This window comes from Streptomyces sp. XH2, from assembly GCF_049725035.1.
Lineage (GTDB): Bacteria > Actinomycetota > Actinomycetes > Streptomycetales > Streptomycetaceae > Streptomyces > Streptomyces roseoverticillatus.
Map to the genome: position 1 here is coordinate 61,706 of NZ_JBMMMZ010000003.1, position 19,877 is coordinate 81,582.

17 protein-coding genes and 1 pseudogene are annotated in these 19,877 nt (G+C 70.4%); 10 read left to right on the forward strand and 8 right to left on the reverse strand.

The annotated features are described in order from the left end of the window. The first annotated feature begins 292 nt into the window (after positions 1-292). From rpmH to ACOTKD_RS07265, 9 genes and pseudogenes are all read left to right on the forward strand, one after another. Positions 293-430 carry a 50S ribosomal protein L34 gene (gene rpmH / locus ACOTKD_RS07225; RefSeq protein ID WP_003949374.1) on the forward strand — a complete coding sequence of 46 codons (138 nt, stop codon included), beginning with the start codon at positions 293-295 and terminating at the stop codon, positions 428-430. 28 nt (positions 431-458) lie between these two features. After that, positions 459-827: pseudogene (rnpA, locus tag ACOTKD_RS07230) on the forward strand (ribonuclease P protein component); the annotation flags it as partial. A gap of 62 nt (positions 828-889) precedes the next feature. Next, positions 890-1,207, forward strand: coding sequence for a membrane protein insertion efficiency factor YidD (gene yidD, locus ACOTKD_RS07235; protein WP_424888042.1), 318 nt, complete (start codon positions 890-892; stop codon positions 1,205-1,207). A 3-nt stretch (positions 1,208-1,210) separates the two neighbouring features. Next, positions 1,211-2,329 (forward strand): membrane protein insertase YidC, encoded by a 1,119-nt coding sequence (yidC, locus tag ACOTKD_RS07240; protein ID WP_424888043.1) that lies wholly within the window; start codon positions 1,211-1,213, stop codon positions 2,327-2,329. 14 nt (positions 2,330-2,343) lie between these two features. After that, positions 2,344-2,865, forward strand: a complete 522-nt coding sequence (locus ACOTKD_RS07245) for a protein jag (RefSeq protein ID WP_302862566.1) — start codon at positions 2,344-2,346, stop codon at positions 2,863-2,865. Between the two features lie 186 nt (positions 2,866-3,051). Then, positions 3,052-3,762: a 16S rRNA (guanine(527)-N(7))-methyltransferase RsmG gene (gene rsmG / locus ACOTKD_RS07250; protein ID WP_030366840.1), complete on the forward strand. Its 711-nt coding sequence runs from the start codon at positions 3,052-3,054 to the stop codon at positions 3,760-3,762. 327 nt (positions 3,763-4,089) lie between these two features. Then, positions 4,090-5,148, forward strand: a complete 1,059-nt coding sequence (locus ACOTKD_RS07255; protein WP_424888044.1) for a ParA family protein — start codon at positions 4,090-4,092, stop codon at positions 5,146-5,148. Next, the gene (locus ACOTKD_RS07260; RefSeq protein ID WP_424888045.1) at positions 5,145-6,218 is read left to right on the forward strand and encodes a ParB/RepB/Spo0J family partition protein; all 1,074 of its coding nucleotides are present in this window, start codon (positions 5,145-5,147) and stop codon (positions 6,216-6,218) included. Before ACOTKD_RS07255 ends, ACOTKD_RS07260 begins: the two co-directional genes overlap by 4 nt. Before the next feature lie 309 nt (positions 6,219-6,527). After that, positions 6,528-7,154, forward strand: coding sequence for a GNAT family N-acetyltransferase (locus ACOTKD_RS07265; RefSeq protein WP_424888046.1), 627 nt, complete (start codon positions 6,528-6,530; stop codon positions 7,152-7,154). A gap of 76 nt (positions 7,155-7,230) precedes the next feature. Here ACOTKD_RS07265 and trxA read toward each other — a convergent pair whose 3' ends face one another. The 7 genes from trxA to ACOTKD_RS07300 all read right to left on the reverse strand — a co-directional run bounded on the left by trxA (position 7,231) and on the right by ACOTKD_RS07300 (position 16,829). Further along, positions 7,231-7,557 carry a thioredoxin gene (trxA, locus tag ACOTKD_RS07270; protein ID WP_424888047.1) on the reverse strand — a complete coding sequence of 109 codons (327 nt, stop codon included), beginning with the start codon at positions 7,555-7,557 and terminating at the stop codon, positions 7,231-7,233. A gap of 46 nt (positions 7,558-7,603) precedes the next feature. Beyond that, positions 7,604-8,572 (reverse strand): thioredoxin-disulfide reductase, encoded by a 969-nt coding sequence (trxB, locus tag ACOTKD_RS07275; protein WP_424888048.1) that lies wholly within the window; start codon positions 8,570-8,572, stop codon positions 7,604-7,606. A 113-nt stretch (positions 8,573-8,685) separates the two neighbouring features. After that, positions 8,686-9,690 (reverse strand): hypothetical protein, encoded by a 1,005-nt coding sequence (locus ACOTKD_RS07280; protein WP_424888049.1) that lies wholly within the window; start codon positions 9,688-9,690, stop codon positions 8,686-8,688. After that, entirely contained in the window at positions 9,687-10,364 is a 678-nt protein-coding gene (gene sigM, locus ACOTKD_RS07285) for an RNA polymerase sigma factor SigM (protein WP_424888389.1), read from the reverse strand. The genes ACOTKD_RS07280 and sigM overlap by 4 nt, the downstream gene beginning before the upstream one ends. A 46-nt stretch (positions 10,365-10,410) precedes the next feature. Beyond that, positions 10,411-12,135 carry a protein kinase family protein gene (locus tag ACOTKD_RS07290; protein ID WP_424888050.1) on the reverse strand — a complete coding sequence of 575 codons (1,725 nt, stop codon included), beginning with the start codon at positions 12,133-12,135 and terminating at the stop codon, positions 10,411-10,413. A 109-nt stretch (positions 12,136-12,244) separates the two neighbouring features. After that, positions 12,245-14,473 carry a murein biosynthesis integral membrane protein MurJ gene (gene murJ / locus ACOTKD_RS07295; RefSeq protein WP_424888051.1) on the reverse strand — a complete coding sequence of 743 codons (2,229 nt, stop codon included), beginning with the start codon at positions 14,471-14,473 and terminating at the stop codon, positions 12,245-12,247. Positions 14,474-14,519: 46 nt separating this feature from the next. After that, on the reverse strand, positions 14,520-16,829 hold the full coding sequence (locus ACOTKD_RS07300; protein ID WP_424888052.1) for a DUF6049 family protein: 2,310 nt from the start codon (positions 16,827-16,829) through the stop codon (positions 14,520-14,522). A 207-nt stretch (positions 16,830-17,036) separates the two neighbouring features. On the opposite strand from ACOTKD_RS07300, the gene ACOTKD_RS07305 reads away from it, so the two are divergent. After that, positions 17,037-18,512, forward strand: a complete 1,476-nt coding sequence (locus ACOTKD_RS07305) for a CCA tRNA nucleotidyltransferase (RefSeq protein ID WP_424888053.1) — start codon at positions 17,037-17,039, stop codon at positions 18,510-18,512. Between the two features lie 78 nt (positions 18,513-18,590). On the opposite strand, the gene ACOTKD_RS07310 is transcribed toward ACOTKD_RS07305, so the two are convergent. Then, on the reverse strand, positions 18,591-19,865 hold the full coding sequence (locus ACOTKD_RS07310; RefSeq protein ID WP_424888054.1) for an MFS transporter: 1,275 nt from the start codon (positions 19,863-19,865) through the stop codon (positions 18,591-18,593). Between the last annotated feature and the right edge of the window lie 12 nt (positions 19,866-19,877).

Below are 19,877 nucleotides of genomic sequence, written 5' to 3' on the forward strand. Positions count from 1 at the left end.
CACAGGGTGTGTACAAATGTGCCATGGGGCGAGCCGTGTCGTCCCACCGGCCCGCGGCGGGCTACGGTGTATCCCTGGTGCGCTGCCGGTTTGACCGAATGGCGTAGCCGCGCGTACCGTGACCAGGTCGAGTTGTCGATGGCTGCTGCCGCCTGCCTCCGATGGGCAAAGATCGCGTCGAATCAGTACACGGTCAAGAAGCGGTGCACTCGGGCGTTGCGAGCTTCTCGTGGGCGCACGGTGACAGCCAGGCGATGTCCCGCCACCACCGATTCATTTCTGGAGCCCCCGAGTGAGCAAGCGCACCTTCCAGCCGAACAACCGCCGTCGCGCGAAGACCCACGGCTTCCGCCTGCGCATGCGCACCCGTGCCGGCCGCGCGATTCTCGCGTCCCGCCGTGGCAAGGGTCGCGCCCGCCTGTCGGCCTGAGCAGCCTGACGACCAATAGGTCCATGCCGTGCTGCCTACCGACAATCGGCTGAGGCGGCGCGAGGACTTTGCGACCGCGGTACGCCGAGGACGCCGGGCTGGTCGCCCGCTCCTCGTCGTCCATTTCCGTAGCGGTACAACGGACCCGCACACACCTGGGGAGAGTGTTCCCCCGGTGCGTGCGGGTTTCGTCGTCAGCAAGGCCGTCGGCGTCGCAGTAGTCCGCAATCTGGTGAAGCGCAGGCTTCGCCACCTGATGCGTGACCGGCTCGATCAGCTGCCCGCCGGTAGCCTGGTGGTGGTACGGGCCCTGCCCGGCTCGGGCGAGGCGGACCACGATGAGCTGGCCCGTGATCTTGACACCGCACTGCAGCGGCTGTTGGGAGGGGCGCCGCGCCGTTCCGATCCCCCCAGGGAGACCCCCCGGGACCTTGGCCGAAGCCAGGGAGGGAGCGCACGGTGAAGTATCCGCTGCTGTGGTTGATCAAGATCTACCAGTGGACCATCAGCCCGCTCCTGGGCCCGGTCTGCAAGTACTACCCGTCGTGCTCGCACTACGGCTACACGGCCATTGACGTGCACGGTGCGGTCAAAGGAACGGCGCTGACGGCCTGGCGCATCCTGCGCTGCAATCCGTGGTCGCTCGGTGGCGTCGACCACGTTCCTCCCCGGAAGCGTCCGGTCTGGCACCAGCGGCTGAGGAGCCGACTGGGCGGGCACCCCGCCGCGGGGCCCGTCGCACAGCCCGAGACTCAGCCCAACGCCCAAGGAGCCTGATTCGTGGACACGATCCTCGGTCCCCTCTATTACGCAGTTTCCTGGATCATCGTCCAGTTTCACTCGCTGTACAGCCTTGTCTTCGACAAGGACAGCGGCTGGGCGTGGGGGCTGTCCATCGTCTCCCTCGTGGTCCTGATCCGCATCTGCCTGATCCCGCTCTTCGTGAAGCAGATCAAGGCGACGCGGAACATGCAGGCGCTCCAGCCGAAGATGAAGGCGATCCAGGAGCGCTACAAGAGCGACAAGCAGCGCCAGTCCGAAGAGATGATGAAGCTCTACAAGGAGACGGGCACCAACCCTCTCTCGAGCTGTCTCCCGATCCTGGCCCAGTCGCCCTTCTTCATCTCGCTGTACCAGGTCCTGAACCACATCGCCCAGGGCAAGACGGTCGGCTTCATCGACCAGGAGCTGCTGGCCAGCGCCCGTGAGGCGCACATCTTCGGCGCCCCGCTGTCGGTGAAGTTCCTCGACTCCGCCTCCAAGGTGGAGAGCCTCGGCGCCACGATCACCGACGTCCGCGTCGTCACGATCATCATGATCGTCCTGATGTCGCTGTCGCAGTTCTACACGCAGCGCCAGCTGATGACGAAGAACGTCGACCTCTCGGTGAAGACGCCGTTCATGCAGCAGCAGAAGATGCTGATGTACGTCTTCCCCGTGATCTTCGCGGTCATCGGCATCAACGTGCCCGTCGGTGTGCTCCTGTACTGGCTGACCACCAACGTGTGGACCATGGGCCAGCAGATGTTCGTCATCCGCCGCAACCCCACCCCGGGCAGCCTCGCCTTCACGCAGCGCCAGGAGCGCCTGCGGGCCAAGGGCAAGCTCAAGGAGGACCCGGCCGAGGTCGAGGCGCGCAAGGCCGTCGAGGCCGCCCGTGCCAAGCGTCAGCAGCCCAAGCGCCAGACCAAGGCCAAGCGCCAGGTCGCGGGCACGACGCCGGCCGCCTCCGCCACTGCCTCCACCGCGGCCGAGGAGAAGCCGTCGCTGGAGAAGAAGCAGGGCGAGACCGGGACGGACGCCAAGGCCGCCGGCGGCACCAAGGACGCCAAGGCGGGCGGTAAGCCCGGGCAGCGCAAGAGCGGCCCGCAGCGGCCCAAGCACCCCTCCAAGAAGTGATGAAGGAGTCCACTGTGACGGACACGCAGCGCCAGACCAGCGGTGTCGCCGCTGAGGGCACCGACACCCTGTCCCGCCTGGAGCAGGAGGGCGAGATCGCGGCCGACTACCTCGAGGGTCTGCTCGACATCGCCGACCTCGACGGCGACATCGACATGGACGTCGAGGCCGACCGCGCCGCGGTGTCGATCATCAGCGACTCGACCAGCCGTGACCTGCAGAAGCTCGTCGGCCGCGACGGCGAGGTGCTGGAGGCGCTCCAGGAGCTCACCCGGCTGGCCGTGAACCGGGAGACCGGCGACCGCAGCCGGCTCATGCTGGACATCGCCGGCTTCCGCGCCCGCAAGCGCGAGGAGCTGGCGAAGGTCGGCGCCCAGGCGGCCGCCGAGGCCCGCAGCACCGGCAGCCCGGTCAAGCTGGACCCGATGACGCCCTTCGAGCGCAAGGTCGTCCACGACGCCGTGGCCGCCGCGGGCCTGCGCAGCGAGTCCGAGGGCGAGGAGCCGCAGCGCTTCGTCGTCGTCCTCCCCGCCTGAGCCGTCCTCCCGGCCCGACCGGACCGAGCGGATTCCCCGCTCGGTTCCCCCCGGCTCTCCCGATCCCACTTCTAGGTGTGTCCGGCCCCGTCTGCTCGCAGGCGGGGCCGATCCTTGTCAGCCTGATATTCAGACTCTGAATCCCAGTGATGCTCAGAGAGACGTCGTACGGAAGGACGGTTTCCCGTGGATGAGGCAGCGGAGCTCCCCCCGGCGCCCCCGGAGGCACGGGAGGTATTCGGTGACCGCCTGCCGGAGGCCGTTCGGTACGCCGAGGTGCTCGCGGACGCGGGCGTGCGGCGTGGTCTCATCGGTCCCCGTGAGGTTCCGCGGCTGTGGGAACGCCACCTGCTGAACTGCGCGGTGCTCGCCGAGGCCGTCCCGGACGGCGTCTCCGTGTGCGACGTGGGCTCCGGAGCCGGCCTGCCCGGCATTCCGCTGGCCCTGGTCCGGCCCGACCTCCAGATCACCCTCCTGGAGCCCCTGCTGCGCCGTACGACGTTCCTGCAGGAGGTCGTCGAGCTCCTGGGCCTGGACCACGTCACCGTCGTCCGTGGCCGCGCCGAGGAGATGCTCGGCAAGGTGCAGCCGGTGCACGTCGTCACCGCGCGGGCCGTGGCTCCGCTGGACCGGCTCGCGGGCTGGGGCGTGCCCCTGCTGCGGCCGTACGGCGAGATGCTCGCCCTCAAGGGCGACACCGCGGAGGAGGAGCTGAAGGGCGCGCGTGCGGCGCTCAGCAAGCTCGGCGTGGTCCGGACCTCGATCCTGCAGGTCGGCCAGGGCATCGTGGACCCGCCGTCCACGCTGGTCCGGGTCGAGGTGGGGGAGAGCCCGGGTGGTGTGCGCTTCGCCGCCAAGCGGGCCAAGGCTGCGGGGCGCTCGCGCCGCCGGCGCTGAAGATCACTCGTCCTGGGGTCACTCCGGTGGAGCAGCGCAATGCTCCATACAACCTGCCAAACCTATCCGTAACGGAGTGTCGTCGCCGCGGTGCAGAGCGTGCGCTGCATCGTGTTTCACGTGAAACGACGCTCCTTGCTGCAGGGAATCATCGACCGGGGCCGCGCGGCCGTGCCGCGCGGCCAGCGGACGGCCGAGCACGCCGATACGGTCTCCGATGTGGTCACCAATGCGGCCTCCCATGTGGACGGCGACGCTGGTGTATCCACAGGAACGCTGGATTCATCCACAGGAGAACGGGCCTCGCTGGTTCACAACCCCGAAAGCATGGCAGGCTCTGTCCATTGCGAGCCTGATGTCGAGGAGAGTGAATCCTTGCGGTCCGACGCCAATATCGCGGGGCCGATGGCCGACCCGGTCCCCGGTCCCCGCCCCGCCGACCCCGAACCGTCGGCTGATCCCGGGGTGCTGCCCGTGAATGAGCTCGTCGGCTCGGTTTCACGTGAAACACCGCCGCCGATGCCCCGGCCGGAGCAGACCCGGGTCATGGTGGTCGCCAACCAGAAGGGCGGCGTGGGCAAGACCACCACGACCGTGAACCTGGCGGCCTCCCTGGCCCTGCACGGCAACCGTGTCCTGGTCATCGACCTCGACCCCCAGGGCAATGCCTCCACGGCACTGGGCATCGACCACCACGCCGACGTCCCGTCGATCTACGACGTCCTCGTGGACAGCAAGAAGCTCGCCGACGTGGTGCAGCCGGTCGTCGACGTGGAGGGTCTCTTCTGCGCGCCCGCCACGATCGACCTGGCGGGCGCCGAGATCGAGCTGGTCTCCCTCGTCGCCCGTGAGAGCCGCCTCGACCGCGCGATCAAGGCCTATGAGCAGCCGCTGGACTACATCCTCATCGACTGCCCGCCCTCGCTCGGCCTGCTGACGGTCAACGCCCTGGTCGCGGGCGCCGAGGTGCTGATCCCCATCCAGTGCGAGTACTACGCCCTGGAGGGCCTCGGCCAGCTGCTGCGCAATGTCGAGCTGGTGCGAGGGCACCTCAACCCCAAGCTCCACGTCTCGACGATCCTGCTGACGATGTACGACGGGCGGACCCGGCTGGCGTCCCAGGTGGCCGATGAGGTCCGCACCCACTTCGGCCACGAGGTGCTGCGGACCAGCATTCCCCGGTCCGTGCGCATCTCCGAGGCGCCCAGCTACGGGCAGACGGTGCTGACGTACGACCCGGGTTCCACGGGAGCGCTCTCCTATCTGGAGGCAGCCCGGGAGATCGCGCTGCGGGGGGTCGGCGTACGTTACGACGGCAGTAGGGCTCACCTGGTGGGCCGTCAACAACAGCAAGACCAGCACAGCATGTCGGAGGGGCTGCAGTGAGCGATCGACGTAGAGGACTGGGCCGTGGGCTCGGTGCCCTGATTCCAGCGGCGCCGAAGGCATCGGAGAGCGCCGGCACGGCCGTGGGGCCGGGCGCGACGTCCCCCGCCGCGGTGCCGGTTCTCGCGCCGGAGCGGGGGGTGGCGGGGGCCAAGGTCACCGCGCTGCCGGTGAAGGACGTTGCCGTTTCACGTGAAACGGAGGCGGAGGAGGTCCGGGTGGCCGGGGCGTACTTCGCTGAACTGCCGCTGGATGCGATCACGCCGAATCCGCGGCAGCCGAGGGTGGACTTCAGCCTGGATGCTCATGATGAGCTGGTCCACTCCATCCGTGAGGTGGGGCTGCTGCAGCCGGTGGTCGTCCGGCGAGTGGGCCCTGAGCGCTACGAGCTCATCATGGGCGAGCGCCGGTGGCGGGCTTCCAGGGAAGCCGGCCTGGAGGCCATCCCGGCCATCATCCGGGCGACCGAGGACGAGAAGCTCCTTCTCGACGCCCTGCTGGAGAACCTGCATCGCGCGCAGCTGAATCCTCTTGAGGAGGCCGCCGCGTACGACCAGCTGCTCAAGGACTTCAACTGCACCCATGAGGAGCTGGCGGACCGCATCGGGCGGTCACGTTCTCTGGTGTCCAACACGCTGCGGCTGCTCAAGCTCTCTCCCGAGGTGCAGAAGAAGGTCGCGGGCGGCGTGCTCATGGCCGGACACGCTCGTGCCCTGCTCTCGGTCGAGGACCCCGAGGAACAGGTCCGGATCGCCACGCGCATCGTGGCTGAGGGGCTGTCGGTGCGTTCCGTGGAAGAGATCGTGACCCTGTTGAAGCGGGAGACGAAGGGCTCGGCCAAGCCCAAGGGCCCCCGCGCGGGTGCTCGGGTCTCCCCGGCGCTCACCGACCTGGCCACCCGGCTGTCGGACCGCTTCGAGACCCGGGTGAAGGTGGACCTGGGCCAGAAGAAGGGCAAGATCGTCGTCGAGTTCGCCTCGATGGAGGACCTGGAGCGCATCCTGGGCACGCTCGCCCCGGGCGAGGGCCGGGTCATGGAGCAGAGGCTCTCCGCCGACGACGAGGACTGAGGAACGACCGAGGACTGAGTCCGAAGGCAAAGGGCGGGTGGTGTTTCACGTGAAACACCACCCGCCCTTTGCCTTGTCGCACTGTGCGCTCAACCCCTGCCCGGATACGATGCGTTGGGGTATGGCGCAACCACGTTGACACAGTTCGCGGAGGGGCGGGGCCATGCGATGGGTGGGCCGGACCGGACTGGTGGCAACAGGCTTCGGCCTGGGAGCAGTCGGCGGATTCGTCGGCAGCCTCCTCCGGGAGCGGAGCGCGTTGAGCGCCGCCCGGAGTGTGGCACGCGACGGAAGTGAGGAATTGGCTCCATGGGGCGTCGGCTCGTACCGCTCACGCTGGACAATCTCCCGGACCTCCCCCAGCGCTGTCGCTCCTGCGTCTTCTGGGAACTCGACCCTGTAAGCGGTGAGGCCGCGCTGAAGGCGGGCCGGCCCGAGCTGGAGAAGGAAGCCTGGATCTCCGGAGTCCTCCTGGAATGGGGATCCTGCGGTCGCGTGGTGTACGTCGACGAGGTCCCGGTGGGCTTTGTGCTCTACGCGCCGCCCGCCTACGTCCCCCGTTCGGCTGCCTTCTCCACCAGCCCTGTCGCCGCGGATGCGGTCCAGCTGATGACGGCATGGCTGACCCCTGGCTTCCAGGGTCAGGGCCTCGGCCGGGTCATGGTGCAGACCGTCGCCAAGGACGTCCTGCGGCGGGGGTTCAAGGCCATCGAGGCTTTCGCCGACGCGCGCTGGAAGGAGCCGGCCTGTGTGCTGCCGGCCGACCACCTGCTGGCCGTCGGCTTCAAGACCGTGCGGCCGCACCCTCGCTATCCGCGGCTGAGGCTGGAGCTCAGGACGGCGCTCTCCTGGAAGGAGGACGTCGAGCTGGCGCTGGACCGGCTGCTGGGGGCGGTGCAGAAGGAGCCGGGGCGGCGGCCGCTGTCGGCGTCGTAGGTGCCGAGGCACGCCGGAGGCCGGGTGCTGTTTCACGTGAAACAGCACCCGGCCTCCCGGGCGTGGTGCGTGATGCTTACGCGTGGATGTGGTCGCTCAGCTCGCGCTCCAGGGCGGCCTTCGGCTTGGCGCCGACGATCGTCTGGACGACCTCACCGTTCTTGTAGACGTTGAGGGTCGGGATCGACATCACGCCGTACTTGGCGGCAGTGGTGGGGTTCTCGTCGATGTTGAGCTTGACGATCTCGAGCTTGTCGCCGTACTCGGCCGCGATCGCCTCCAGGGAGGGGGCGATCTGGCGGCACGGGCCGCACCACTCGGCCCAGAAGTCCACCAGAACGGGCTTGTCGCTCTTGAGGACGTCCTCGTCGAAGGTCTTGTCGGTCACAGCCTTGAGAGCCACGGAGGTCTCCTTATTTCTTGCGGGGGGAGGGCGGGGATGGGGTAGGTTAGGCGGTCTTCTCGGGCTCGCGGACGTGCTCGCTGTCCGAGAGGGAGGCGAGGAAGCGCTCGGCGTCCAGCGCGGCGGAGCAGCCCGTACCGGCGGCGGTGATCGCCTGGCGGTAGGTGTGGTCCACGACGTCACCGGCGGCGAACACACCGGTCAGGTTGGTGCGGGTCGAGGGGGCCTCCACCTTGAGGTAGCCCTCGTCGTCCAGCTCCAGCTGGCCCTTGAAGAGCTCGGTGCGCGGGTCGTGGCCGATGGCGATGAACAGGCCGGTCACCGGCAGCTCGGAGGTCTCGCCGGTCTTGAGGTTGCGCAGCGTCAGGCCCGAGAGCTTGTTCTCGCCGTGGATCTCGGCGACCTCGCTGTCCCACACGAAGGAGATCTTCGGGTCGGCGAAGGCACGCTCCTGCATGGCCTTGCTGGCGCGCAGGGTGTCACGGCGGTGGACGACGGTGACGGACTTGGCGAAGCGCGAGAGGAAGGTGGCCTCCTCCATCGCGGTGTCGCCGCCGCCGATGACGGCGATGTCGTGGTCCTTGAAGAAGAAGCCGTCGCAGGTGGCGCACCAGGAGACACCCCGGCCCGACAGCTCGTCCTCGCGGGGCAGACCGAGCTTGCGGTGCTGCGAGCCGGTCGTGACGATCACGGCCTTGGCGCGATGGACGGTGCCCGCGGAGTCCGTGACGGTCTTGATCTCGTCGCTGAGGTCGACCGCGACGACGTCGTCCGGGATCAGCTCGGCGCCGAAGCGCTCGGCCTGCGCCCGCATGTTGTCCATCAGGTCCGGGCCCATGATCCCGTCACGGAAGCCGGGGAAGTTCTCGACATCGGTGGTGTTCATCAGGGCACCACCGGCGGTCACGGCGCCCTCGAAGACCAGCGGCTTCAGCGAGGCGCGGGCGGTGTAGAGCGCGGCCGTGTAGCCCGCGGGCCCGGAGCCGATGATGATCACGTTGCGGACGTCGCTCACGGGAGTCTTCCTTGTCTGCCGACTGCTGTCTCGGGTCCTTGAGGGGTTTCACCCCACCCAACGGATCCTACGGGGCGGGCATTCCCGTGGGTGCCTGCTGCGGCCGGTAGGACTCAGGAGCGTGGCAGCGTCTCGTTCAGCAGTACCTTGCCCGGCGTGGTGCCGCCGGCGTCGACGCAGGTGGCGGAGACCACATAGGCGTCGACGAGCGTGCCGTCACCGGGGTGCGGCAGGACGATGAGGTAGGCGTCCTCACCCTGATAGGTCTCCGGCTCGGAGACCAGGGCCTGCTCCGAGCGTCCGGTGCCCTGCCGCACACAGAGCGGGGCAGCACCGTTCGGGGCACTGAGCGTCGTACCGGGCGGGGTCTCCGGGCTCTCGGCGGTCTTCCCACGGGACTCGTTGGCGCTGAAGGGCGACGGCTTCAGAAGCTCCTGCACCCGCGCCGTGAGGTCGCCGGAGGCGAGGGCGGGCGCCGTCGCATGGCTCTCGCGGCTCTTGGCAGGCGTCTGCGTGGGGCTGTCCGTTCCACCGGACTGCAGGAAGAACCCGCCCACGCCGAGCGCGGCGGCGACGCAGGCGCTCCCGAGCAGCACCGCGGGCCAGCGCCGCCGGGTGCGCTTGTTTCCGGGCGCGCGGGTCGCAGGCGTCTGCCGGCCGGGGCCGGTGGTGGGGCGAGGCCGACCGGTTTCGCGTGCTGCGGTCTTCCGGGAGGCGGCCCCTGTTTCACGTGAAACGGCGTCGTGCGTTTCACGTGAAACAGCGTTGCGAGCCGGGGGCTCGGTTTCACGCGCCTCTGTTCCGCACGTCTCTGTTTCACGTGAAACAGAGACAGGAAGGCGGACGCCCGACGGCGGCGTGGTCGAGTCCAGCAGCGCTTCGGCGGCGAGGGCGGCATCGATGCGGCCGGCAATGTCCGCCGGCATCCGCGGTGGGCCGGGGAGCGTGCCGAGCGCGCCGCGGATCTCGTCCAGGGAGCTGCGGACGTCGTCGCAGAGTTCGCAGACCGCCAGGTGCTCCCGGACATCCGCGGTACGTGCCGGCGAGAGCACGCCCTCGGTGAGCGCGGAGATCTCCGCGACCTCCGGGTGCCCATCCGTGCCGGTCGTCGAAGTCACGCTCGCCCACCTCCGCCCTTCACTGGATCTGCGTCGCTCTGTCCTGCCGGTGGTGGGACGGACGCCCCTTGCGTCCGGTTCCTTCCCCCGTCGGACGGTGGGCTACCCCCGCCACCGGGACGCAGATGGGTGAGGATCGGCAGCAGCCGGGCCCTTCCCCGTGCGCAACGGCTCTTCACCGTGCCCACGGGAACATCGAGCACCTCTGCCGCCTCGGCCACGGGATACCCCTGCATGTCCACCAGAACGAGGGCCGCGCGTTGGTCGGGAGGCAGGGTGGACAGTGCCTGCAGCAGTTCCCGGTGCAGGTCCCCGCGCTCCGCGGGGGCGGCAGCCGACTCGTGGGGCTCGATGAGCTGCTCAAGCCGTTCGGTCTCGGCGAGGGGCGCCGTGCGCCGGGAGGCGGCCTTGCGGGCGCGGTCCAGGCAGGCGTTGACGGTGATGCGGTGCAGCCACGTGGTGACGGCGGACTGGCCGCGGAAGGTGTGGGCGGCGCGGTAGGCGGAGACGAGTGCGTCCTGCACGGCGTCCGCGGCCTCTTCCCGGTCGCCGAGGGTCCGCAGGGCGACGGCCCAGAGACGGTCACGGTGCCGGCGCACGATCTCGCCGAAGGCGTCGGGGTCGCCGGCGACGTGCCGGGAGAGGAGATCGGCGTCGCTCAGGCCGTCACGCATGACGTCGTCCACCGTCGAGCCCTCCCCCTGAGGTCCGTCCTGCGCGTCAGCCGGTGAACTTCACGTTGGTGATGCCCTGCTTGTAGCCGGCGCCGGCGTAGGTGTCACTGTCAGCGCCAGAGTAAGGCGCCGCGGTGATCCACAGGAGGACGTAACGGGTCTCCGGCAGCTTCTCCAGCGAGAGGTTTATCGAATCGGTCGACGTCTGCTTGGACTTGAGCTTCTTCATCGACTTCAGCGACTCGGAGCCGGAAAGGGACTTCGCGGCGTAGAGCGTGACCTCGGTGTGGTCGCCGCCGTAGAGCAGCTTGATGTCCGCGGCGCTGATCTTCTGCTTGGAGCCGAGGTCGTAGATGATGCCGACGCCGCCCTTGTAGCTCTTCAGGGAAGGGCCCTCGTTGTAGGTGCGCGAGCGCCAGACTTCCTTGGGGCTGTCGTTCTGGGTGTAGGTGTTCTTCACCCGGTCCGGGCCCTGCGGAGATCCGTCCGGGGCGAACTCCTGGGCATCGATGATCTTCAGCGGCTCGCCCGTCGGCTTCGAGCCGCCGTCGCCCGTCGACTCGGAGATCTGCGGGCGGTCCTCCTGCCCGTCCTTCAGGAGGGTGTCCGCGAGCTGCCAGCTGGCCAGGCCCAGGGCGGCGATCAGCAGGGCGGCGACGCTCCACTTGAGCGCCCGGCCCGTGCGGCCCTGCAGCGGAGGCGGCGGGGGCACCGGCATGGGGCCCGTGGCGACGCCACCGTGCGGCGGCTGCTGGCCGTAGGCGTGCGGGCGCGGGTAGCCGCCCGGCGGTGGGGTGAAGGACGGCTCCGGGGGCCGGATGCGCGGCATGGCGGCGACGGCCTTGGACAGCTCCTCCGGCGTCGTGCACGGCTTCTCCTGCCGTGACGCGGTGGAGCCGTCGTTGACGAGCGCGCGCATGGCGAGCTCGGACAGGCCGCGGTGGACGCCGGCGCGGACCTGGTCGGGGGCGATCAGGCCGACCCCCTTGGGCAGGCCGGGCAGGCCGTGGGCACTGTCCTCGTACGGCCAGCGCTGGGTGAGCGCGGCGTAGAGGAGCGCGCCGATGGCCTCGGTGTCGGTCTGCTGGGGGCGGTCGGACGTGATGCCCCGGAGGGCGGCCATGACGGCGAGGCCGCGGATGCGGTACTGCCCGGTGCCCGTGCGGAGCACGGAGCCCGGGTGGAGGCGCAGGTGCGCGAGGCCCTCGCGGTGGGCGGCCGCCATGGCCTGGGACACCTGGCTCACGAGCTGGTAGGCGTCGTGCGGCTCCATGGGGCCGGAGGCGAGGACGTTGGTGAGCTCGGTGGCGTCGGGCAGCCACTCGTGGACGACGTAGACCAGGTCGTTCTCCTCGACGGCGTCGAGGACCTGGACGAAGCGCGGATCGCCGAGGAGGGCGGCGGAGCGGGCGGCGGCGAGGACGGGGCGGGCGCGCGGGTGGTCGGCGGGCAGCAGGTGGACGCCCACGGCGCGGCGGAGCTTCTCGTCCACGGCACGCCAGCTGCTGAATCCCTCCAGACGGGTGACGCACTCCTCCAGGCGGTACCTTCTGGCGAGCTTGTGACCGCTGTGCAGCTCCGGGGTCCGCTCGTCGCGCGCGGGCTTCCCGGCGTCCGTCTTCTTGCCGTCCGTGCGGCCGGTGTCCTTCTGGGTGCCGGCCTTGATCGCGGCCTCCGCCCCGTCGGCCGTGGCCTTGCCCGCCTTGGCGGTCAGCGGCTCACCGCCGCTGTTGCCTGCCACGTCGACGGCAGCTGTGCTCCGTTCTGCCACCGTCGTTCCTGCCTCCCCATCCGTTGCACGCTGTCCACGGCCAAGACAATTGTGCCCACAGTCCGGCGCTATGCACGACACACGGCGGCGGGCGAAGGTTGTGCTCCCGTCACCGTCCGAGACGCCCGCGGACCATACCGACCATGGCCGTCAGCTCCTCGATCCGCATCCGCTTCGCGGCGACGTAGAAGACGGCGATCAGGATGAGACCACCACCGATCAGGGAAGCGAGCGAACCGAGCACGCCCCTTCCGAGAACCTCGCCGATCCCGTAGGCCACGGCCCCACCGATGAGCGCTGCGGGCACGCACGCGCCGGCCAGGCGGGCGTAGGTCCGGATGACCCGCGAGCCGTCCAGGTCGCCACCGAGCCGGGTACGCAGCCTGCGCCACGCCACACCGACGCCGACGGCGTAGCCGAGACCGTACGAGAAGGCCATGCCGGCGACGGCCCAGCGGGCGGGGAGGACGAGGTAGCTCACGAAGGATGCGGCGGCGTTGACGGCCGCGACGATCACCGTGTTGTAGAAGGGGGTGCGGGTGTCCTCGTAGGCGTAGAAGCCGCGCAGGATGACGTACTGCGCGGAGTACGGGATCAGACCGAGGGCGAAGGCCATCAGGATGAAGCCGATGTTGGTGGCGGCGGAGGTTCCGGAGCCGCTGCCGAACATCAGGGTCGACATGGGGACGCCCAGGGCCAGGAAGGCGAAGGCGCACGGCACGATGGCGACGGCCGAGGTGCGCAGCCCGTGGGAGAGGTCGTCGCGGACGGCGGAGGCGTCGCCGTCGTGGGCCGCGCGGGAGATCCGGGGGAGTACCGCGGTCATCACCGAGACGGTGATGATGGCCTGCGGCATCTGCCAGAGCTGCAGGGCGAAGTTGTAGGCGGTGATGCCGGTGCCGTCGTGGCCCGCCTTCGCCGCCAGCCCGCCCGCCTTGGTGGCGAGCTGGGTGACGACGACCAGGCCGACCTGGTTGGCGAGAACGAAGAAGAACGTCCACTTCGCCAGGCCCGCGGCCTTGCCGAGGCCCTGTCCCCGCCAGTCGAAGCGCGGCCTGATGCGGAATCCCGCCTCGCGCAGATAGGGAAGCATCGCCAGGGACTGGACGACGAGGCCGAGCAGCGTGCCGATGCCGAGCAGGCGGACGCCCTCGGGCGTGATGGTGGCCGCGGTGATGTGGGTGTCGGAGGCGGGGCCGAAGGCCCAGATGAAGGAGCCGAAGGTGGCGATGATGATGATGTTGTTGAGGACCGGGGTCCACATCATCGCGCCGAACTTCCCGCGGGCGTTGAGGATCTGTCCCATGACGACGTGCACGCCCATGAAGAACATGGTCGGCACGCAGTAGCGGGCGAAGGCGACCGCCACGTCCATCTGGGTGGGGTCGTCGGCGATGGTCGGCGACATCATCCGGATGAAGAGCGGGGCGCCCAGCACGCAGACGGTGGTGACTCCCGCCAGCAGCACGATGACGAGGGTGAGCAGTCGGTTGGCGTACGCCTCTCCGCCGTCCTCGTCGTTCTTCATCGCGCGGACCAGCTGCGGGATGAAGACGGCGTTGAGCGCGCCACCGGCGACGAGGATGTAGATCATCGTCGGCAGGGTGTTCGCGACCTGGTAGCCGTCGTTGAGCGTGCTGACGCCGATCGCCGCCGCCATCACCAGGTTGCGGCCGAAGCCCAGGATGCGGGAGACCATCGTGCCCGCCGCCATCAGCGCGCTCGACTTCAGCAGACTCGCGGCCTTGCCGCCCTTCGCCTGCGGGGCCGGCGCGGACTCCGGCTCCGCAGCGGGCTCGGCGGCCGGTGCCTTCGGCGGCGGCACGGGGGAGCCGTACTGCCCGGGCGCCGGGATCTGCTGCCCCGGCGGCCGCGGCGGCTCGTAGGGCTGCTGCTGGTCGCGGTAGAGATGGGCGAACGCGTCCCGCCGGGGGCCGCCCTCCTCCGGCCGGTCGGCGAAGCCGTCCACGGCCGCGAACGGCTGCGTGGCGTCGGCGTCACCGGTGGCCGGGAAGCCCTGCGTGGCGTCGGGCCGCCCGGAGGCCGGGGGCCACGGGTGGGAGCCGGTGCCGGGGCCTTGCTGCGGCGGGTAGGCGTTGCGGTACGTGCCGGGCGGCGCCGGGGGCGCGGCCTGGTCGTACAGTGCGTCGCTCACCGGGTCCTGGGCGGCCGGGTCGTGGCCGGGGAAGGGCTCGGAGGCGTAGGCGTCCCGCAGGTAGGGGTCCCGGGCGTACGGGCCCTGGCGGGGCGTGCCGGGAGCGGGCGGGGGCGGCGGGTACTGACCCCGCTGCTCACCACCCGCGCCCTGCCCGCGGTCACCGTCGTACGGCGCGTTCATCGCTAACCCCACCTCATCGTCCGCGGCCGGCCGGCCCCACTACGCGTCAACGTTCCACTTTCTCACCCGAGCCGGACGGCTCCGTGTCATGCGATCCGGTGTCCGGGGCCGGGTCACCCGGCTGCTGCCCCGGCCGGTCGTCTTCCGGGCCACCGTTGGCCGGCCCGTCGCCGTCCGTGCCGGGCCCGCCACCGTCGGCCGTGCGGGCGGCGGACCGCTTCCGCTTGATGTAGATGCGAAGCCCTGCGAGGACCAGCAGGAGCACCCCTCCGGCGATGACGAGGAGAACCATAGGGGTGATGGACGTGACATGCACAGTGAAGACGACCGGGTCGCCGTAGGGCTGGCCCTCGTCCGTGTACAGCCGGGCCGTCACCCGCACCGGGCCGTTGGCGTTCGCCCGCGTCTCGAACTTCACCGACTGGTTCTGGCCGCCGTTGATCTTCACCGGCTGGGACCGGTCGATCTGCAGGCGGTTCGTCTGGCTGGACTCCAGCACCAGGTGGAGCCCCTCGATCCCCTGCAGCAGGCCGTTGTGGACCGTCATCGGGATCGTCGCGCTGCGCCCGGACAGGGTCACGTCGGACTTCTTGATCAGCTCCACCCGGCGGGTGAGCCCGTACAGATAGGACTGCACGGATTCGCGGAATTCGGCGGCCCCCTTGGGGTCGCCGCGCCAGGAGGTCGACATCTCCCGCATGATCGCGCTGCCGAAGGGGGTCACCACGCGGTCCTGCGAGGTCAGGATGACCTTGAAGCCGTCCAGGGTCGCCTGGGTCTTCTGGATCTCCTGGAAGGCCTTGGTGGAGAGCTCCTGCTCGCGCAGCCGGTCGGGGTACGAGCCGGAGCCGGGCACCTGCTGGTTCGCGTCCGGGTCCGGCTTGGCGGCGGCCGCGTCGCCCAGGTCCCGCGGCTGCGTCCAGCGGCCGTCCGAGAGGCCGGCGATCGCCGCGGCCATCGCCTGGGCCTGGCTCGCGGTCGGCATGCGCTGCGGCGCCACGACGATGCTGCGCTCGTTGTCCGGCGCCTGCCGGTTCACCAGCAGGCTCTGGGCGGCGAACCGCTGCACGGCGAGCGAGTACTCGCCCGCGCGGACCAGGTCGCCCTGGAAGCCGGTGGACATCCGGGCATCCGCCACGACGGCCGTGTTGCCGCTGCCGATCTGGCGGGCCGCGGTGGGCGTGTACGACGTGTGGTCGCGGAAGCTGTCGCTGCGGGCGATGACGTTGTGGGAACCGGCCGAGGTGGCGACGTCGATGACCGACGAGTCGACGGCGCCGTCGACGGGCCACGCGAAGTCCGTGCGCGGCTTCACGCCGAGGATCGTGTCCACGGTCGTCGAGGCGAGCTCCGTGGCCGACTGCAGGTGGCTCAGGGAGCCCGAGACGTCCTTGCCGTGGTGGGCCAGCGACGCGAGGTCGGGGTCGCCGAAGGGCAGCGCCACCACCTGGTCGCCGGCGACGGCGGTCTGCAGCTGGCTGAGCCACTGCTTGGCCACCGCCTGGCCGCGGCCCGGGGTGTTCTTCCCCTCCGGGCCGCCCACCCGGTACGCCTTGGTCATCGCCTCGACCGTGGCCAGCAGGTCCGGGTCGATCACCCAGGTGATGTGCAGGCCCTTGCCCAGGGCGACCAGCTGCTGCAGCCGCCCGCCCGGCGCCAGCTCCGCCGCCAGGTCGTCATTGGGGAAGATCGGCGTCTGCTGCTGGTCGGACTCGGTGCGGGCCGTCAGGTGGGTCGCGGAGATCAGCGGCCACAGGAAGGTGAGCTGCGTCTTCTTGCCCTCGATCGCGGAGGGCTGCCAGGGGAGCAGGGTCCGGCCGATGCCCAGGACCCGCTCGGACCCCTGGTCCGCGGTGTGCCCGGACAGGGAGACGCCCAGCTGGTAGACCGCGTCCTTGCTCAGGTCCAGGTCCTTGGCCGGCAGCGAGATGCTGAACTCGCGGCTGGCCCCCGGGGGGAGCCGGTCGATCTTCTGGGTGTGCTTGCCGATCTCGGAGCCGTCGGTGCCGGGCGAGAAGGCGGCGCGGTTGCCGATCTCGTCGGCGTCGACCCGGCTGTTGAGCTGGCCGCCCACCCGCAGGCCGACGTGCGCGTCGGAGACGGTCGAACCGCCGTTGTTGGTGACGGTGCCCGAGACGGTGAGCGTGTCGTCCTGCTTCGGCGCGACGGGGGTGAGCGTGTTGATGGAGACGTCGACCTGGCGGGAACCGGCGGGCTCGGCGCGGGCCGGCTGCGCGGCCGGCAGCTGCACCAGTCCGAGCAGCAGCGCCGCGCCCGTCAGCAGTGTCGTGAGGAGCCGGGACAACCGGCAGGCAGAAGCGGAGGTGGTCTCCTGGATCTCTGCCGCCTCGGCCACGCGCTCGCCCGTCCCTCGTCGTCGTCAGTGGTCGTCGGTTGTGCGTCCACGAATGGTAACGAGGCCCGCTGTGACGAAGTGCCGTGGACCGCTCCACAAGATCGCGCGGTCGGCCCGATGTCCCGGCTGCGCCCGCTTTGTGTGGCCTGCGCCATGCGTCCGTAACCGGGAGGCCCCGGGGCGCGCAGCCACGTACCCTCTTCTGTTGTGCCGAATGCCAACAATGACAGCCTGACCCCGTCGTCGACCAACGAGCTCAGCCATGTGCAGCGCCGTGCCGTGAGCGAGCTCCTGAGGGTCTCCCCCGTGGCCGACGACCTCGCCCGCCGATTCCAGGAAGCCGGGTTCACGCTTGCCCTGGTCGGCGGATCCGTACGGGACGCGCTGCTCGGCCGGCTCGGCAACGACCTGGACTTCACGACGGACGCCCGCCCCGAGGACGTTCTGAAGATCGTCCGGCCCTGGGCGGACGCCGTCTGGGAGGTCGGCATCGCCTTCGGCACCGTGGGCTGCCGCAAAGCGGACTTCGACATCGAGGTCACGACATATCGGTCGGAGGCCTACGACCGGACCTCCCGCAAGCCGGAGGTCTCCTACGGCGACTCCATCGAGGAAGACCTCGTCCGCCGCGACTTCACGGTGAACGCCATGGCCGTCGCGCTGCCGGAGAAGGAGTTCATCGACCCGCACAACGGCCTGGAGGACCTCGCCGCGCGCGTCCTGCGCACCCCCGGCACCCCGGAGGAGTCCTTCTCCGACGACCCGCTGCGCATGATGCGGGCCGCCCGCTTCGCCGCACAGCTCGACTTCGAGGTCGCGCCCGAGGTCGTCACCGCGATGACGGAGATGTCCGGCCGGCTGGAGATCGTCTCCGCCGAGCGGATCCGGGACGAGCTCAACAAGCTGATCCTCTCCGACCACCCGCGCAAGGGCCTGAGGCTGCTCGTCGACACCGGGCTCGCCGCCCTGGTCCTGCCCGAGCTGCCCGCCCTGCGCCTGGAGCGCGACGAGCACCACCGGCACAAGGACGTCTACGAGCACACGCTCACCGTCCTGGAACAGGCCATCGCCCTGGAGGCCCCGCGCGACCAGCCCGGCGGCGGCCCCGACCTCGTGCTGCGCCTCGCCGCCCTGCTGCACGACATCGGCAAGCCGCGGACGCGCCGCTTCGAGAAGGACGGCCGGGTCTCCTTCCACCACCACGAGGTGGTGGGCGCGAAGATGACCAAGGCCCGCATGACCAAGCTCAAGTACTCCAACGAGCTGGTGAAGGACGTCACCAAGCTGGTGGAGCTGCACCTGCGCTTCCACGGCTACGGCACCGGTGAGTGGACCGACTCCGCCGTCCGCCGGTACGTACGGGACGCGGGGCACCTGCTGGAGCGGCTCCACAAGCTGACCCGCTCCGACTGCACGACGCGCAACAAGCGCAAGGCCAATGCGCTCTCGCGGGCGTACGACGGTCTGGAGGAGCGCATCGCCCGCCTGCAGGAGCAGGAGGAGCTGGACGCGATCCGGCCGGATCTGGACGGCAACCAGATCATGGAGATCCTGGGCGTGGGCCCCGGCCCGCAGGTCGGCAAGGCGTACAAGCACATGCTGGAGATGCGGCTGGAGCACGGCCCGATGTCCCACGACGAGGCCGTCGCCGCACTCAAGGAGTGGTGGGCGGCCCAGGGCTGAGCCTGCCCGCAGCCCGGTGGTGCCCTCGTTGTTTCCCGTTAAACAACGAGGGCACCACCGTTTCACGTGAAACAGCGCTTATGCGGGATCACGCCGCCGGAAGGCCGCCAGGGCGACCGCGACCACCGCATAGAGCACGGCGACGGCGGACACCAGCAGGCCGGAGCGGCCGTCGGGCGGCAGCATCAGGGCCGCCACCCCGGCCGCTCCCACGAAGGCGACGTTGAAGAGGACGTCGTAGAGGGAGAAGATCCGGCCCCGGAAGGCGTCGTCCACCGCCGACTGGACGATCGTGTCCGTGGCGATCTTCGCGCCCTGGGTGACGAGGCCGAGGACGAAGGCGGCGATCAGCATGGGCACGCGCTCGAAAGGCAGGCCGAGCGCGGGTTCCAGCACCGCCGCGGCGCACGCGCAGGCGGTCATCCAGCCGAGGCGGCCCAGCCGGGACACGGCCCAGGGGGTGATGAGGGCCGCCGCGAAGAATCCCGCTCCCGAGACCGCGACGGCGAGCCCCAGCAGGGCCAGGCCCGCGGACTCGGTGCCGGCCCACGCGTAGCGGCAGAGCATCAGCACGGTGACGGTCAGGGCGCCGTAGCAGAAGCGCATCAGCGCCATGGCGCCGAGCGCGTAGGCGGCCGTGCGGCGCTCGGCGAGATGGCGCAGGCCCGCGACCAGGCCGCGCGCGGTGCCGGTCAGGGCCTCGCCCAGCCGGCGGGCCACCGGCGTGTCCGGCCCGAGCAGATCGATGGGCATCAGCAGCGAGGACATGGCGGCGCACAGGTAGAGGCTCGCGCCGAGCAGGACGACCAGGGCATCGGCCCCCGTGCCCGCAGGGGCGGCCAGGCGCACGGCGAAGGCGAGGCCGCCGCCCGCGGTGGCCGCCAGCGTCCCGGCGGTGGGGGAGAGCGCGTTGGCCATGACCAGCCGCTCGCGCGAGTCGACCACGCGCGGCAGGGAGGCGGAGAGCCCGGCGAGCACGAAGCGGTTGACTGCGGTGACCGACAGGGCGGAGACGTAGAAGAGCCAGTCGGGGACGCGCGCGACGATGAGCACGGCGGTGACGGTGGCGAGGGCCGTACGCAGCAGGTTGCCGTGGAGCAGGACCTGGCGGCGGCGCCGCCGGTCCAGGAGCACTCCGGCGAAGGGGCCCAGCAGGGAGTACGGCAGGAGGAGCACGGCCATGGCCGAGGCGATCGCCGTCGGGGAGGCCTGCTTCTCCGGGGAGAAGACCACGTAGGTGGCGAGCGCGACCTGGTAGACCCCGTCGGCCGCCTGGGAGAGGAGCCGGACAGCCAGTAGACGGCGGAAATCGCGAAGGCGGAGCAGGACGCGAAGATCACGCACAACGGGCATGGGCACAGCCTC

What these genes read in the sequence shown, in the direction of transcription:
- ACOTKD_RS07265 (WP_424888046.1), top strand. Translation starts at nt 6,528, where the DNA reads ATGGGGCGTCGGCTCGTACCGCTCACGCTGGACAATCTCCCGGACCTC.
- sigM (WP_424888389.1), bottom strand. Translation starts at nt 10,364, where the DNA reads ATGCGTGACGGCCTGAGCGACGCCGATCTCCTCTCCCGGCACGTCGCC.
- ACOTKD_RS07255 (WP_424888044.1), top strand. Translation starts at nt 4,090, where the DNA reads ATGGCAGGCTCTGTCCATTGCGAGCCTGATGTCGAGGAGAGTGAATCC.
- ACOTKD_RS07310 (WP_424888054.1), bottom strand. Translation starts at nt 19,865, where the DNA reads ATGCCCGTTGTGCGTGATCTTCGCGTCCTGCTCCGCCTTCGCGATTTC.
- murJ (WP_424888051.1), bottom strand. Translation starts at nt 14,473, where the DNA reads ATGAACGCGCCGTACGACGGTGACCGCGGGCAGGGCGCGGGTGGTGAG.